Below are 15593 nucleotides of genomic sequence, written 5' to 3' on the forward strand. Positions count from 1 at the left end.
CCAAAATCGTCATCGTCATTGCGAGGCAAAACTGTAAGTTTTGACAATCTCAGGAGTTTGTTATTATTTCATGAGATTGCCACGCAGCCTATGGCTGCTCGCAATGACGATTCAGTGTCCACACGGGCAATACCATTAACAACACCTAAAACTCCTACGATGATACGGTGATAAGCCATGTATATTAATAGCTTCGATATGTTCTTTGATACCGTAGCCGGAATTTTTGTGCCATAAATATTGGGGAAATTCAGCACTTAAGTCTAGCATCAAACGATCCCTAGTAACTTTTGCAACAATAGAAGCCGCAGCAATCGATAATGATAAATTATCACCGTTAATTATACTGACAAATCTTTCATCCTTAAACTGCATATTACCGTCAACTAACACTATTTCTGGCTCAAGGCTAAGATTTGCTACAGCAATAGAACAAGCTTTTTTAGTTGCCTCTAATATATTAATATCATCAATTTCGGTATGAGAAATAATAGCAGTTGCCCAAACATAATTACTAGTGATTTGTTCATATAGTAATTCTCTTTTCTTTTTGGAAAGCTTTTTAGAATCTTTAATGCCCGTTATAATATTGGCGTTATCTACTATAACGGTACTTGCTACTACCGGACCTGCAAGCGGTCCTCTACCTGCTTCATCTATACCTGCTACAATACAGTTATGATATTTTTTTTCAAATTTCAAAATGTAATAGATCTACTTCCATAATTGTATTTTTTTAATTTTTGATATATGATAGAGCAGTTTAGAATTACAAGAAAGGAAAAGTGCAAAATTATTTTCAATTATTAGGACTTCCGCAAAAGTATAATATTAATTTAAAGATATTAGAAAAGCAATATTTTGCTATGCAGGTAAAATATCATCCCGATAAAGCAAAAACTTTGCAGGAAAAGGAACAAAATCTAATTACTGCGGCTGAATTAAATAACGCTTACTCTACTCTTAAAGATGCCTTAAAGCGTGCTGAATATATGCTGCTTTTGCAAAATATAAATTTGAATGACGAAAAAACACGTAGTTTACTTTCGCCGCTAGAATTAAGCATATTCTGGGATGAAATGGAAATAATCGAAAATACTATCTTATTTAGTGATTTAGAAAAAATAAAAGACAAATATGAATTAATGAAAAAGCTTGAAATTGATTCTTTAAAACAAGCTTTTGAAGAACAAAATCTATCAGACGCAACTATAAAAACTAGCAAGCTTAAATATATTGGGACATTGCTGCATAAACTGCAAGAAAAAATAAAATCATGCAAATAATAGAAATTAGGGAACCGGAGCAAGCTGATTTTAAGCAAGAACAGCAAATAGCAGTCGGTATCGATTTTGGCACTACTAACTCATTAATAGCTATTGCAGCTAATAGAAAAGTTAAAGTTATTAAATCTATAGATGATAAAGAATTAATCCCAACTACTATAGATTTTACAAGTAACAATTTTACTATAGGTAATAATAAAGGACTGCGTTCTATTAAAAGACTATTCGGTAAAACATTAAAAGAAATTCTAAATACTCCGGCACTTTTTTCGTTAGTTAAAGATTATCTAGATGTAAATAGTAGTGAGCTTAAGCTAAATTTTGCAAATAAACAACTGAGAGTCCCTGAAATTGCAGCAGAAATTTTTATTTACCTAAAAAATCAAGCAGAAGAACAATTAAAGACTAATCTAACTAAAGCAGTAATAACAGTACCTGCACATTTTAACGATGCAGCAAGAGGCGAAGTAATGCTTGCGGCTAAAATAGCAGGTTTTGAAGTATTAAGGCTAATTGCCGAACCTACTGCAGCTGCCTATGCTTACGGCTTAAACAACAATCAAAAAGGCTGTTATTTAGTATATGACCTAGGCGGCGGCACTTTTGACGTATCTATTCTTAATATACAAGAAGGTATTTTTCAAGTTATAGCAACAAACGGCGATAATATGCTTGGTGGCAACGATATAGATGTAGTAATTACACAATATCTTTGCAATAAATTTGATTTACCTAATTCTATAGATACTTTACAACTTGCAAAAAAAGCAAAAGAAACTTTAACATATAAAGATAGTTTTAATAATGATAATGTATCAATTAATAAGCAAACATTGGAGCAATTAATTTTACCCTTAGTAGAACGTACTATCAATATAGCTCAAGAGTGTTTAGAACAAGCAGGAAATCCAAATATAGACGGAGTTATTTTAGTAGGGGGTGCAACCCGCACTCCTTTAATAAAAGACGAATTATATAAAGCATTTAAAATAGATATTCTATCAGATATCGATCCTGATAAAGCAGTTGTATGGGGGGCTGCATTACAAGCAGAAAATTTAATAGCACCCCATACAAATTCATTATTGATTGATGTAGCACCTTTATCGCTGGGTATGGAATTATATGGCGGTATAGTTGAAAAAATCATCATGCATAATACTCCGATTCCTATTTCGGTCGTAAAAGAATTTACGACTTATGTCGATAATCAAACCGGTATACAATTTCATATATTACAAGGTGAACGTGAAATGGCTGCCGATTGTCGCAGTTTAGCCCGATTTGAGTTAAAGGGACTTCCTCCTATGAAAGCAGGATATATTAGAGCCGAAGTTACTTTTTCTATTGACGCAGACGGTATATTATCCGTTTCTGCTTATGAGAAAATCAGCAATACATCACATGCTATAGAAGTAAAGCCAAATCACGGTATTGATAAAACGGAGATTGATATTATGTTAGAAAACGCGTATAAAAATGCTAAAATAGATTATACTACAAGATTATTACAAGAAGCAGTAATTGAAGCAGAGGCTTTAATCTTTAGCATAGAACGTGCTATAGCGGAATTAACAACTTTATTATCGGAAAGTGAGATATCTATAATTAATTCTTTATTAGATAATATAAAAGAAGCCGTACACGCTAGAGATTGGATCTTAATTAATAATTCTATTAAAGAGTTTAAATCCAAAATAAAAAAATCTATGGATACAAAGTTTAATATAATAATTAATGATTTGCTAAAAGGCAAAAATATCAATCAAATTAAATAGCCTCAGTTATATATAAAATATTATATATAATCGAACTAATTTAGATAAGGAAAAATAAGAAGAATGTCAGGAAAAATAAAAGTAACATTTATTATAAATGATGGAGAAGAAAAAACAGTAGAAGCACCGATAGGGCTTTCTATTTTAGAAATTGCCCATAGTAACGATCTAGACCTTGAGGGAGCTTGTGAAGGATCGCTTGCTTGTGCTACTTGTCACGTTATTTTAGAAGAAGAATTTTACAACAAATTAAAAAAACCTACGGAAGCAGAGGAAGATATGCTTGACTTAGCCTTTGGTCTTACCAATACTTCTAGATTGGGATGTCAAATTATTTTAACCGAAGAATTAGACGGCATAAAAGTACGCCTTCCTGCTGCTACTCGTAATATAAAATTATAATGGATTAAAAAAGTGATACGTAAAATACTTCTTTTTGTGTTTTTAGCCTTTACTATAATATGGTTTGCAACTGCATATACTATAAAAAATAACGTTGTAAGTTTAATGAAGAATTCTGAATCCGATAATCTTAAAATATCTTATAATGTAGTTAAGTTTTCAGGCTATCCTTTTAATTGGAAAATTACCGTAACGGATCCTAAAGTAAAATTAATTGATCATGTAAATTCTAAAGAATTTACATGCGAAAATATTGTCCTAAATATAGCTTTTAGTACTAAAAGAGCCGCTCTTAATTTCGGTCCTTTTATTAGAGAAGTCGATAATTACGGCGACAAAACATTTACCTATGATGTACGCAGCGATGATGACATAAAGGGTATAGGAAAATTTAATAAACCTTTATATAAAATATCAAAAGATGATAATTTAAAAGAAATATTAAAATCAATTCAGTTAAATAATAAAGCATTATTGATATTTAAAGATAATCAAGAAATCTTTAAAATTAATGATTTAGCATTTCTTATAAGAAAACAGAATTTAGCAAGTGAGGAAAATATATCCTTATTTTTAAACATGAATTATTATTCAGAAAAAGATATTTTGAATTTTAAAAATGCTAATTTAGATATTGCTGCTTCTTTAAAATTTGCTGAAGACGGAGAAGATTCAGCTATTTTACAAAATTTTAATATAGAGAGATTTATTTTTACTTGTGATAATGATTCTAAAATTAATTTAAACGGTGATTTACAACTCTTTGCCAATAAATTACCGAAAGGAAAACTATATTTTGAGCTGGAAAATTATAATTCCATAGTTGATAAATTATTACCGAATAATATTATTCTTTCTAAGAAAATAATTAAAACAATTATTGCTAAAGCAATTAATAAAGCTTCCGACGTGCAATTAAATACAGAGCAAAATGATTCAAATTCGGCTTACAACAATATAGAAAAAGCTAAGTTTGATATTGAGTTTTCAGACAAAGGAATAAATATCGGTGCTATTAATTTATTAGAACTAAAACTTGGTGAACATAAAGAAGACCAAAATACCACAAATAATTCAAATTAGCTTTATGAACAATTTTAAACTAGCGACTATTATTAGCATATTTCTTATTTGCAGTAATATTTATGCTGCTCCAAAAGTCATTAAAATCGGTACCGGCTCTATTTTAAAAGGATATTATGCTATTGGACTTGATTTATGCAAGACTATTACAAATGACGATAAAAATAATGAACATATTAAATGCGAAGTTGTTGCAACAAACGGTAGTATAGAAAATTTAAAATTATTACAACAAGGCAAAATTGATTTAGCCCTAGTGCAAGCTAATATTGCAGTAGAAGCATATGAGGGCATAGGTTATTATCACGATCAAGAAAAAATGCAAAATTTACGTCAGGTGCTTAATCTACATGATGAGTTTTTTACGGTTATTGTAAAAGATGAGGATAAAATAAAAGGTTTTGCTGATATTGACGGAAAAAAAATAACTAACGGTCCAGCATTTTCCAGTAGTCATATTACTTATGATGTCGTACGTTCTTTATATAAATTTGCTAAGGAACCTGAAGAGCTACACATTAATTATGAAGATTCTAGTGATCAATTCTGTAATAAGGAAATAGATGCTATAATAATGATGGTTGGACATTCTAACCCCTTAGTAAATTTAATAGCTAATAAGTGTGAAATTGATTTCATTTCTATTGACAATGATAAAATAACGGAATTAATAAAACAAAATAGAGCTTTTCATAAAGCCATACTTCATAAGGGCTTATATCCAGGGATTACCGATAATCACACTACAGTAAAAGTATCGGCAATCCTAGTAACTAGAGATGAGGCAAATCGTGATATTTTAGATAAATTTATCGGAGCTTTTCATAGAAACGTAGCAAATTTTAAACTTTCTAACTACTTATTAAATAACCTGGACATTAACTATTTCGCCGATACTAAAAATTTTGTTCTACCAAAACATGATTCAGTAAGAAACAAAAACTAACAATATCTTATGTCTGAAAATACTATATTTAAAAATATACTGATACCTATAGATTTAAATGATAAAAAATCTATAAAAGGTATTCTTTCTAAGGCTTTAATGCTTGCGACGAACTTTCAAGCAAAATTACATTTTATGTATGTAATTCCTGAATTCGGTACGAAAATGTTTGAAGATTATTTACCTAAACATTGGAGAACAGAGAAAAAAGAAAAGTATAAAGCTCAAATTAAAGAGCTTATCAAACAATATATTCCCGATGAAATTGAAACAGATTATTATATAGGTAGCGGTGCCGTTTATGATGAAATAATTAAGCACTCTAATGAAATTAAAGCCGATTTAATCATAATCTCTGCAGTCAGACTACAATTAAAAGATTATATGCTTGGACCTAATGCTTCTAAAATCGTCCGTCATTCAGATATATCAGTGTTAGTAGTACGAGACGAGTAATAAGTATTATTTACGACTCTTGGGAGTGCATTGCTAGCGTGGGTCCATAATCGTCATTCGAGCAGCCATAGGCTGCGTGGTAATCCACAAAAAATAAAAAAAATGCTATAAATTAGCATTTTTTACTGGATTGCTTCGTCAAAACTTACAGTTTTTTCTTGCAATGACGATTTTGGCTGTTATAACTTCACTTTCAACTTCACAAAGCCTTGATAGCTTTGATATTTCTTTTGTAAATGACAGTGATATTCAAGTAATACGCTTACATTATCTTTTTCAGTTAAAACGCTAGCACCGATATTATAAGCGACTTTAGGTTGCTTCGGTAATGCGATAGTTTCATTAACGTCTCTATCTTTCCATTTTACTTTAGCATTAAGTTTTTTACTATTATCATTAAGTAATGTTCTACAGATGCTTGAAGTGCAGGCATAACACTGAAACCTTCAGCTATTTTCTGCGGTGCTAAAGAGCTACCTTACCGCCTAAAATACCGCTCTATAAATGCTACTTTTAGAAGCAATACTCAAATGCTGAATACCTACAACATCACTTTCTTGATATGTATTGTCTTTAGAGTGGCCGTATCTTATACCAAGATTTGGAGTAAGAGTAATATCACCATTCATAAGATGATTATAACTTAATAAAGTTTCAAAGTTATAATTATTTGTAATAGTTGAGATTATATCTTACATTTAGTAAAATAAATTAATTATTAAATGGAGATGAAAAATGAACTTAAATCAAAAAATAATAAAGCCAAAAATAGGGTTACTAGAACTAGCTAAGAGTCTTGGTAGCATATCATCAGCATGTAAAGCGATGGGCTATAGTAGAGATAGTTATTACAGATTTAAAGCACTGTATGAAACTGGTGGCGAAGAGGCATTATATGAAATTAGTCGAAGAAAGCCAATAATAGCGAATAGAGTTGATCCAGCGATAGAGAAAGCAGTAATGGATATGGCAATAGAATATCCAGCATATGGTCAGCTAAGAGTATCAAATGAGCTTAAGAAGAGCGGTATACTTGTATCGCCTGGAGGAGTGCGATCAATTTGGTTACGTAATGATTTAAACAATATCAGTAAAAGGCTTTAAGCATTAGAAGCAAAGATGGCTCAGGATGGTATTGTTCTTACTGAATCTCAATTACAAGTGCTAGAGGAGCGTCGTAATGAAAGAGAAGCTCATGGAGAAACTGAGACGCAGCATCCAGGTTATCTAGGATGTCAGGATACGTATTATGTAGGTAATTTCAAAGGTATAGGTAAGGTTTATTCTCAGGTATTTATTGATAGCTATACTAGGGTAGCTGATGCTAAACTATATACTGATAAAACAGCTTTAACTGCTGCTGATATGCTTAATGACCGCGTGTTACCATGGTACGAGACCCAAGGGATACCAATACTTCGTATTCTTACAGATCGTGGGTCAGAATATAAGGGGAATATAGAGCATCATGCTTTTGAGTTGTTTCTAAGTATCGAAGGTATAGAGCATACTACAACTAAGGCATATTCTCCCCAAACAAATGGTATGTGTGAGCGTTTTAATAAAACCATGAAACAAGAATTCTTTGATACAGCTATGCGGAAAAAGATTTATACAGATCTTGATGATTTACAATTAGATCTTGATATTTGGTTAGAGCATTTCAATAATGAGCGACCACATTCAGGAAAATATTGTTATGGAAAAACTCCTATGCAAACTTTTAAGGATAGTAGAAAATTAGCTGTTGAAAAGAATAATGAAATCTTGTATCTTGAATACGTCTCTGACAGTCAAAATGTAACTGACAATCAGGTGCAAAATTTATAGTGTCTGTAAGATCAAATCTTGACTTCTACACCCAGCATATTTTATAGAAAGAATAATAAATTAGACTCTATATTAAAATGTTATGACAGTCTTATAAATAAGGCTGCAAAGCCTATAAAATATGATTTATATATGGCCCAAGGAAACGAACTTTGTTTTCAAAAACAACAGGAAACAGATGCTGCAGAATCATATTTTAAAGCAGCTGGTGTTGTACGTGATCCTCAAAAACAACGAGATGCAATGCTTATGGCATACAATATTCTTAGGAAACCCAAATAATAACGCAATTCAACAAACAGATATTTCAGAACAACAACAAAGAGAGGGATATCTTAATGGTATAATCGGCGATATTATTGATCTGTGACCTTTCACTGGTATTAAGCGGCTTATTATTCCTCTCTGTCATCCCGTGATTTATTCACGGAATCAGGTAACAATATTGAAGTTATTTTTTCTGGACCCCATGGTCAGGCCACGGGGTGACAGTGAAAAACCCATGAACGCTCACCTTGATCTATCTATCTCAGTAAATCATTTATTCTTACTTTAGCTCTAGTAGTTTTATCGACTTGTTTTACGATAACTACGCAATAAAGTCCAGGCTTACCGGCTTCCTTAGCAGGTAATACTCCTGGAACTACAACGGAATAAGCCGGAATTCTGCCGTAAATAATTTCACCTGTATCTCTGTATACTATTTTTGTAGAGCTACCGATAAACACCCCCATACTAATTACTGCTCCTTCCTCTACTATTACACCTTCTGCTATTTCCGATCTTGCACCGATAAAACAATTATCTTCAATGATAACAGGCTTTGCTTGCAATGGCTCAAGCACCCCACCTATTCCCGTGCCGCCTGAAATATGACAATTCTTGCCGATTTGAGCACATGAGCCGATAGTAGCCCATGTATCAATCATTGTTCCCTCATCTATATAAGCACCTATATTAATGAAAGAAGGCATAATTACAACATTTTTAGCTATATAAGTACCGGTTCTAACAACAGCTCCGGGCACTTTGCGTATAGCTGCTTCTTTGAATGTATTTTTATCAGTATCTGCAGAAAATTTAGGAGCAACTTTGTCATACCAACTATTATAATTGTTATTATAAAGTTGTGATTCCGTAGTGATAAAATATAGCAATATAGCTTTCTTTACCCATTCATTAACGTGCCAACTATTTTCTTTCTTTTCACAAACACGAATCGTACCTTGATTTAAGCTTTCTATACTATCATTAAGAGTTTGCTTTAATGTTATAAGCTTTGAAGAATCTTGAAGAAGTTTGTCCTTAATTTGCCAAGCTTCTTCAACTTCTTTAATAAGAGAGGACATATCTTTTAACTGTTTTATTGCCAAAAATAATAAATGAGATTATCATGAAGTCAAACATAATAATTATAATTAACTATGCATATTACTTGCCCAAATTGCCAAACAAGATTTATTGTTACAAGCAATCAAATAGGTATTAACGGACGACGAGTAAAATGTTCCAAATGTAGCCATTTGTGGTATCAGAAATTAGACTATAATACTAGTACATTAAATGACTTTAAAGATAAAGTAAACACGGGAACTATTAAAACTCCTATTAAAAATCATTACAATGCTAATGTGCCAGTGATTTTACCGTATATTCCTCCTAAGAAAAAATATAATATATTTCCAATATTATGGACTAGCTTTATAATTTTTTGTTTAGTGATATTACTAATAGATAGCTTTAAATTCTTAGATAAATATGATCAATTAAAGATAGAAGAAATTAATTTAGGCAAATCTCGTCATATAGGCGGTATGAAGATATTTTATAAATTATCTAATGAGTCTGAGTATTTAATTTCCGATCCTATAATCAAAGTAAGAGTAATGGATACTAATAATCAAGCTTTAGATGAATATGTATCAATTACAAAACTACAAACAAAAATCCCTGCAAAACAAGCAATATATCTAGAAATGAATATTGAAGGGATCCCTATTACAGCAAAATATATTGATATTGTTATAGGTAATAGATTAGGACTTTTATTTAAGTGAGGATGTTGTTGCATAGACCGACAAAATCTACTGTCATCCCGTGGTTTAACTACGTGATCCATCAAAACAATTAAAACACTATTGAGTATTGTACGAATGTTGCTGTTGACCTGAGTATAAAGGCAATTGATGTCATTACCACGTAGGCGGAATCCAGTAAAACATATAAAAACTTGTTTTTATATGTTTATTTTTATTAAATATGTAACCTATATTAAGGTTGTCTTGTCCCTACCTTTGCAGAAATGACATAGGGGCTATGCAACAACATCACTTAAAAATAAAAATACCCATAAGCCGAAGCTTATGGGTATTACTAAAGATATAATAATTTTGTTGTGTATTAGGAAACACCACAACTTGAGCTATTAGTATCACTTGATACCATATTAACAATATCTGGAGCTTTAAATAATATAATGATTGCAGTAACTACCACTAAAGCTACTTCCCACTGCAATTTTCCTCTTAATGTTTGAATTCCCAGAACAATTATACCGACAACAGCTATACCTTTTGCAGTATTGCCTCTGAATACTTTAATTAACTTACATAATGCCTCACCTACAGGATCGCCGACATTACCACCTAAGCTATCAAAAGCTACCATAATAATAGCCACGCTTAGAATAGTAAATAATATGCGTAATGATAGATTATAATCGATTAATTCTTCGTTTAATTTACGAATAGGAAAGTTCATATGTTTTACCTCAATAAAATAATTAGCATTTAAAAAATAATGTATAATTTATTTATATATAAATCAACTCCTAAATATATGCAATTTTAATTAATATGCAAAAATATTTTAAAAACACTTATTTTAAGTAACATTATAATCACATATAGTATAATTTAACTTCCAAATATATAAACAAACGTAAATAAAAATAACCAAACCACATCTACAAAATGCCAGTACCATGCAGCACATTCAAACCCTAAATGTCCATTACCTTCTGTAGTAAAATCTCCTCTTTTTGCTCTAAAGTAGCAAATTATTAGAAATATAGTACCTATAATTACATGAGCTCCATGAAAACCCGTGGCTAAATAAAAATTAGAAGCATATATACCATCTGTAAATTTAAACGCCGCATGGTAATATTCATATGCCTGCATAGTTGTAAAAAATATTCCAAGCAATATGGTAAGAGCAAGTGCCGTTACACAATCTTTTTGATTTTTTTCTTCTAAGGCGTAGTGAGCCCAAGTAACGGTAGTGCCTGATAAGAGTAGTATTAAAGTATTGATAAAAGGAATATCAAACGGCTCAAAAGTTTTAATTGTAGGTGGAGGCCAAATGCCCTGCTTTACAACCCATACACCGTCTAAAAGACCTACGGGTGATAGACTTGATTTAAAAAAAGAAGCAAAAAATACACCAAAAAATACTATTTCCGTTAAGATAAATAACGCCATACCTATTTGCAAACCTTTTCTAACAGGACTAGTATGCTGATGTTCGACTATTCCTTCTTTCACTATATCTCTCCACCAAGAATATAAACAGTAACCTACTGAAATAATCCCTGCAGATAAAATATATATATTAAATTTGTAGCCATGCATGAACGAGACGCCGCCTATAACCAAAAGAAGTAAAGCAAAAGATGTTAGGACGGGCCAAGGGCTTGGGTCTACTATATGGAATAAGTGCGATTTAGTAATAGAATATGAATTATTTAAAATTATCTTTTGACTCATATTGTTATTTTATATTTCCTAATTATCACCAATAACAAACTACAAAAGTAATCTGCTATTCGCATGAGTGAAAATAAATATAAATTATTATTGATGTAAAAGCAAATGCTAGAAGGAGATTATATAGAAAATATACCCCCCAACTCAGAATTACATTATTTATTATCAATGACAACTAAAATCTCTTGACTCTTTATATTATTCAACTAATATATAGACCGCTAATAATGTTTAAACTCCATTGTTGCAAGACCAATCTGTCAAAACTTAATATTAAGTTATGCCAGGAGTCTATTATTATCAGTGAGTAAAATCATGAAGTATAATGGAGGTTGTTGTCTTACAGCAACGGATCTTAACCACTGGCCCCTTTATTTATTAATTCTAAAAAATACAAATGCAAAAAATAAAGAACAAATTTAAAAAAAGTTTTTCTTTTCATCACCATTTCTAATAATATGACTAATGTTTTTTTATTATCTTCTTAATATCTTAGAAGTAAAATATTTCTAGATTTTTTAACTAATTAAGTTGTTCACTCTAAATTTTCTTACTTAAAATTATAGAGATACGACAAATTATCTTCACTATTTTACTAGTTATTTCTGCAAATATTGCTTCAGTACTATCATTCATTATAGCAATATTTTTATGTTCAATTTCATCAAGTCGAAATTTAATAATATTATTTAATAATTCTGGCTCAACATTTTTATTTTCTAAATAATTTATTTGCTGTTCATAATGTTTTTCTATTACTTCTTCTACACTCTCGGTAATAAGCATCGCCGTTTTTATTCCCATCAAGGAAGATAAAGCACCAAGTAAAAATCCGTAATGATGCCAAAAAAATAATAAAAACGTGGGTCTCACTTCTTTTTCCAGTAATTTTTTTTCAAAATAATTTAAATGCACTTCTTCGTGGTCAAGCATTTCTTTAATCAATATATGATCATTTTGAGATTTAATATATTTTAGCTGTCCTTGATAAATTCTTTTTGCACCATATTCTCCGGCATGATTAACTCTAATTATCTCGTGAATTTGTTTGTCAGGGTCAGAAAAATCAGGTCTAGGCATAATGTATACTCGTTTAATTTGAAAAATTGGCTACGTCATCTTATAAGAGCTACGGTGCTCACGTATTAAGTATACGCCCCGCTCCTCGCCTTATAGGCTTCCTTGCTCTTTTCCAAATTAAACTTCGTCTACTCTTCATTTACTTTGGAGTATACTTTGGAATAAATCGAAACTAGCAGGATTTAACTTATAATCCACTTCTGCCTGTTGTAGCACTTTTAAAGTCTTTAGACATTCAGTGAGGCTAAGACCGTTTGCTATCTTCGTAAAATCATTAATATACTGATAGAAAATCGGTGGTGATAATGATTTTATTGCGAGTTCCAAACGCTCACCGTTTTTTACTTTCGACAAAACTATATATAAATTTAAATAATGCCTTATTAATGCTCTAATAATTAAAACTTCATTGATATTTTGTTTTTTTAATATATCAAGCTCTTGCAGAAAATTACTATAATCTTTTTTTGAAAAATACATTGCTAAATCACTGCCGTTTGCCGTAATTTCGCTACTTATAACTTCTAGAACGTCGTTTAAAGTAATTTCGCGTGCGTCGTGAACAAAATATATTAATTTATTTATTTCGCTACAAATTAAATCATGATCACCTTTTAAATGAGCTTTTAAATAAGTGATAGCTTCTTTACTTATAACTTTATTAGTTTTTTCTACTTTACCTAAAATAATTCGTTCAATTTTTGCTTCATCATCATGATAACAAGCAACTGCTGCTAAATATTCTTCCGTTTCAAAAAACTTTCTAATGCTCCCACTAGAAGTCATTTCTTCACCTATAAATACAGGAAAATTTATATAATCACTGTTTAGAATTGTTTTTAAATTCTGATCGATTGAATTCCCAACCGATCTAATTTTAATTAATTCTTTTTGACCAAAAAAATTAGACGAATTAAGTAATATTTCTAAAGATGAAATATTAAGATCTGCGTATTCTATAGAAGTTTGTAGCATATTTAAGCTTTTTACTAAATGCTTACAAATTTTTTCTATATAACCTTTATCAGGACCATATAGTAAAAGAGCTCTAATCTTTCCGGATGTTATTAGTTCAAATAATCTACCTATTTGTGAAAAATAAAATTTCATAGCTTAACTATTTCCGTGTAAAATATAAAATTAATCTGCTACGAATTTCTTCTGCTGCTTGATATGCCAAGTCTATTCCTGTTTTATCTCTTTCAACATTTGTCGCATATGGTGTAAAAATAGCATTATATGACGTGTTTTGGTAAAACTTCTCTTCAATTAAAACCTTTTGGCTTTCTATATCAATTAATTTATATCTAACTAATTGATTAATATATTCCCTTAAAACATTGGAGTTTTTTTCAATAGTAGCAGGCATAGTTGTTGCGATAAGCTTTACTTTAAGCAGGTATTTTGCTTGTGCTTTCTGAGGTAAAATACTAGTTAAACGATGATAAAACTCAGCCCCTTCAATTGTTCGAATTGGTTCAACTTCAATAGCTTCTAAATCATTATTTCTACTGTATTTTTCACTATATACCGGTTTTAAATTACAACTGCTCATTAGAAAGAATATAATTATTACAAATAAAGAACGCATATATTAGATTAAGATTGGTTTTTTATATTAATAACAGTTTATTTCGATTTTGTGAAAGAAAATTATAATAATGAGCATTTATTAATATTTATATTTATAATAATATGTTAATTATGTTGACATTAATACGTGAGGCTTGTATGATGCCACTTCAAAATGAAGGTATTATAAGGTATTAGATGTTATTAAATATTGTTCTAAGTATTCCAATACACATACACACAGCATTGATAAAAATAAGAGCATATTTTCCCCTACTAGAAAAAGTAACTTTAACAAAATATAGCTTAACAGAAAATATTGAAACGCTCAAAGTAAATACAGATGAAGCTAAAACTGTAAAGATTACAAAAGAGGATTTAAAAAAATCTTTTGAGTTATATGAAGAAAAATTGATAATATTAGCTTAGCACAAAAACTATCATTACAAACATCAATTAGTTATGATGCTTATAACCCTCAAACAGAGTATTACCCATTGATAGGAGAAGATGGAAATATCGATTATATCCCTATCACCGAATTATAATCTTTTAAGCTTTAAATTTAATCGGTAAGTTTTACATACTTACCGTTTTTTATTAAAGAACTCTCTATATCTTCCTTGCAAATCTCATACTCTATGTTAAATTTACAAGGAAGATGCTTGTCCGATAATTTACAAAATTTTTATACAAGCTCCATTATTGTATGCTTATTGTTTCCGATTATAGACATATCATCTCTAAATATTTTATCTTCTGCCCAACCATGCCATGGTTCTATATTAAGCCGGTCTATAATATCTCGTTCACAATTTTGCAATATTTCTAATATTTCTTTACTAGTATTATAATATGATGGAGTAAGACCTGAAGCATCTTTGATCATTACTAAATAAGGATTTTTTGCTAATAAAGTTTTGATAATCTCTTTGTTAGCAATTCCTGTAACTGCTGAATGTAACACTGTTGAATCGTTATAGGTTATCTCTGTTACGTATTTAGCTAATTCTAATATTTTTTCAACTAATGTTTGTTCTTTATCCTCAACCGCATCATGTAAGATATATTTATTATTTTTATCAAATAGAAATGTAGTGCAGCTTCATCATTCTTGTCTATTAATGCTTTGAATTTTCTTAAGAAGCTTCTTTTTTAGAAACATCCCTCTCTATATCATCATCTGAACGTGGTGATGTTAGTGAATCCTGAGTATTAGAGTTATTACTATTTTTTGTAAAAAACTTAAAAAAAGATGTTTTTTGTTTTATCTACTGTAGGTATTTGTTCTTTAGTCATTAATTCTCCTAAATTTATTAATTATTTTAGGAGAAATTGTTCATTAGCTATGTTTCTTAGGTGGTGAGTAAGGGGCATTTTTTCTGTCATTGCG

17 protein-coding genes and 2 pseudogenes are annotated in these 15593 nt (G+C 30.4%); 10 read left to right on the top strand and 9 right to left on the bottom strand.

What is annotated here, in order from left to right; genetic code table 11:
• Window positions 1-135: 135 nt before the first annotated feature.
• The gene (locus RPR_RS01990; protein WP_085065621.1) at window positions 136-714 is read right to left on the bottom strand and encodes a ribonuclease HII; all 579 of its coding nucleotides are present in this window, start codon (window positions 712-714) and stop codon (window positions 136-138) included.
• Window positions 715-785: 71 nt separating this feature from the next.
• On the opposite strand from RPR_RS01990, the gene hscB reads away from it, so the two are divergent.
• From hscB to RPR_RS02020, 6 genes are all read left to right on the top strand, one after another.
• The gene (hscB, locus tag RPR_RS01995) at window positions 786-1286 is read left to right on the top strand and encodes a Fe-S protein assembly co-chaperone HscB (RefSeq protein WP_012736524.1); all 501 of its coding nucleotides are present in this window, start codon (window positions 786-788) and stop codon (window positions 1284-1286) included.
• Window positions 1277-3064 carry a Fe-S protein assembly chaperone HscA gene (hscA, locus tag RPR_RS02000; RefSeq protein WP_012736525.1) on the top strand — a complete coding sequence of 596 codons (1788 nt, stop codon included), beginning with the start codon at window positions 1277-1279 and terminating at the stop codon, window positions 3062-3064. Before hscB ends, hscA begins: the two co-directional genes overlap by 10 nt.
• Before the next feature lie 63 nt (window positions 3065-3127).
• Window positions 3128-3466, top strand: coding sequence for a ferredoxin family 2Fe-2S iron-sulfur cluster binding protein (locus RPR_RS02005; protein ID WP_012736526.1), 339 nt, complete (start codon window positions 3128-3130; stop codon window positions 3464-3466).
• Window positions 3467-3478: 12 nt separating this feature from the next.
• A complete protein-coding gene (locus tag RPR_RS02010) occupies window positions 3479-4549 on the top strand; it encodes a hypothetical protein (protein WP_012736527.1) in 1071 nt (356 codons plus the stop codon).
• Between the two features lie 4 nt (window positions 4550-4553).
• Window positions 4554-5495 carry a TAXI family TRAP transporter solute-binding subunit gene (locus RPR_RS02015; protein ID WP_012262256.1) on the top strand — a complete coding sequence of 314 codons (942 nt, stop codon included), beginning with the start codon at window positions 4554-4556 and terminating at the stop codon, window positions 5493-5495.
• A gap of 9 nt (window positions 5496-5504) precedes the next feature.
• Window positions 5505-5951, top strand: a complete 447-nt coding sequence (locus RPR_RS02020; RefSeq protein WP_012736528.1) for a universal stress protein — start codon at window positions 5505-5507, stop codon at window positions 5949-5951.
• Between the two features lie 485 nt (window positions 5952-6436).
• Here RPR_RS02020 and RPR_RS08500 read toward each other — a convergent pair whose 3' ends face one another.
• Window positions 6437-6580: a hypothetical protein gene (locus RPR_RS08500; protein ID WP_187145798.1), complete on the bottom strand. Its 144-nt coding sequence runs from the start codon at window positions 6578-6580 to the stop codon at window positions 6437-6439.
• 106 nt (window positions 6581-6686) lie between these two features.
• Here RPR_RS08500 and RPR_RS02030 point away from each other — a divergent pair.
• Both RPR_RS02030 and RPR_RS02035 read left to right on the top strand, forming a co-directional pair.
• Window positions 6687-7781, top strand: a pseudogene (locus RPR_RS02030) (IS481-like element ISRpe1 family transposase).
• An 18-nt stretch (window positions 7782-7799) separates the two neighbouring features.
• On the top strand, window positions 7800-8063 hold the full coding sequence (locus tag RPR_RS02035) for a hypothetical protein (protein WP_228368881.1): 264 nt from the start codon (window positions 7800-7802) through the stop codon (window positions 8061-8063).
• 242 nt (window positions 8064-8305) lie between these two features.
• Here RPR_RS02035 and dapD read toward each other — a convergent pair whose 3' ends face one another.
• A complete protein-coding gene (gene dapD / locus RPR_RS02040) occupies window positions 8306-9130 on the bottom strand; it encodes a 2,3,4,5-tetrahydropyridine-2,6-dicarboxylate N-succinyltransferase (protein ID WP_012736529.1) in 825 nt (274 codons plus the stop codon).
• Between the two features lie 75 nt (window positions 9131-9205).
• Here dapD and RPR_RS02045 point away from each other — a divergent pair, with 75 nt between their 5' ends.
• Window positions 9206-9838 carry an MJ0042-type zinc finger domain-containing protein gene (locus RPR_RS02045; RefSeq protein WP_012736530.1) on the top strand — a complete coding sequence of 211 codons (633 nt, stop codon included), beginning with the start codon at window positions 9206-9208 and terminating at the stop codon, window positions 9836-9838.
• Between the two features lie 343 nt (window positions 9839-10181).
• Here the strand turns inward: RPR_RS02045 and RPR_RS02050 are convergent, their stop codons facing one another.
• From RPR_RS02050 to RPR_RS02070, 5 genes are all read right to left on the bottom strand, one after another.
• Window positions 10182-10541, bottom strand: coding sequence for a TrbC/VirB2 family protein (locus RPR_RS02050; RefSeq protein WP_012736531.1), 360 nt, complete (start codon window positions 10539-10541; stop codon window positions 10182-10184).
• 155 nt (window positions 10542-10696) lie between these two features.
• Complete coding sequence (locus RPR_RS02055) at window positions 10697-11548, bottom strand: cytochrome c oxidase subunit 3 (protein WP_004996526.1); 852 nt, start codon at window positions 11546-11548, stop codon at window positions 10697-10699.
• A 540-nt stretch (window positions 11549-12088) separates the two neighbouring features.
• Window positions 12089-12628 (bottom strand): demethoxyubiquinone hydroxylase family protein, encoded by a 540-nt coding sequence (locus RPR_RS02060; protein WP_012736532.1) that lies wholly within the window; start codon window positions 12626-12628, stop codon window positions 12089-12091.
• A 135-nt stretch (window positions 12629-12763) separates the two neighbouring features.
• Window positions 12764-13738 carry a DNA polymerase III subunit delta gene (holA, locus tag RPR_RS02065; protein WP_012736533.1) on the bottom strand — a complete coding sequence of 325 codons (975 nt, stop codon included), beginning with the start codon at window positions 13736-13738 and terminating at the stop codon, window positions 12764-12766.
• A 7-nt stretch (window positions 13739-13745) separates the two neighbouring features.
• Complete coding sequence (locus RPR_RS02070) at window positions 13746-14219, bottom strand: hypothetical protein (RefSeq protein WP_012719454.1); 474 nt, start codon at window positions 14217-14219, stop codon at window positions 13746-13748.
• 179 nt (window positions 14220-14398) lie between these two features.
• Between RPR_RS02070 and RPR_RS02075 the strand changes: the two are divergent.
• Window positions 14399-14748: pseudogene (locus RPR_RS02075) on the top strand (hypothetical protein).
• A gap of 140 nt (window positions 14749-14888) precedes the next feature.
• On the opposite strand, the gene RPR_RS02080 reads toward RPR_RS02075, so the two are convergent.
• On the bottom strand, window positions 14889-15167 hold the full coding sequence (locus RPR_RS02080) for a hypothetical protein (protein WP_012150454.1): 279 nt from the start codon (window positions 15165-15167) through the stop codon (window positions 14889-14891).
• Window positions 15168-15593 lie beyond the last annotated feature (426 nt).

The sequence above is a fragment of the Rickettsia peacockii str. Rustic genome (assembly GCF_000021525.1).
GTDB classification, from domain to species: domain Bacteria; phylum Pseudomonadota; class Alphaproteobacteria; order Rickettsiales; family Rickettsiaceae; genus Rickettsia; species Rickettsia rickettsii.

Coding starts and splice junctions, on each gene's coding strand:
- hscA (WP_012736525.1), top strand. CDS start 1,277: ATGCAAATAATAGAAATTAGGGAACCGGAGCAAGCTGATTTTAAGCAA.
- RPR_RS02005 (WP_012736526.1), top strand. CDS start 3,128: ATGTCAGGAAAAATAAAAGTAACATTTATTATAAATGATGGAGAAGAA.
- RPR_RS02015 (WP_012262256.1), top strand. CDS start 4,554: ATGAACAATTTTAAACTAGCGACTATTATTAGCATATTTCTTATTTGC.
- RPR_RS02020 (WP_012736528.1), top strand. CDS start 5,505: ATGTCTGAAAATACTATATTTAAAAATATACTGATACCTATAGATTTA.
- RPR_RS08500 (WP_187145798.1), bottom strand. CDS start 6,580: ATGAATGGTGATATTACTCTTACTCCAAATCTTGGTATAAGATACGGC.
- dapD (WP_012736529.1), bottom strand. CDS start 9,130: ATGTCCTCTCTTATTAAAGAAGTTGAAGAAGCTTGGCAAATTAAGGAC.
- RPR_RS02045 (WP_012736530.1), top strand. CDS start 9,206: ATGCATATTACTTGCCCAAATTGCCAAACAAGATTTATTGTTACAAGC.
- RPR_RS02050 (WP_012736531.1), bottom strand. CDS start 10,541: ATGAACTTTCCTATTCGTAAATTAAACGAAGAATTAATCGATTATAAT.
- RPR_RS02055 (WP_004996526.1), bottom strand. CDS start 11,548: ATGAGTCAAAAGATAATTTTAAATAATTCATATTCTATTACTAAATCG.
- RPR_RS02060 (WP_012736532.1), bottom strand. CDS start 12,628: ATGCCTAGACCTGATTTTTCTGACCCTGACAAACAAATTCACGAGATA.
- holA (WP_012736533.1), bottom strand. CDS start 13,738: ATGAAATTTTATTTTTCACAAATAGGTAGATTATTTGAACTAATAACA.
- RPR_RS02070 (WP_012719454.1), bottom strand. CDS start 14,219: ATGCGTTCTTTATTTGTAATAATTATATTCTTTCTAATGAGCAGTTGT.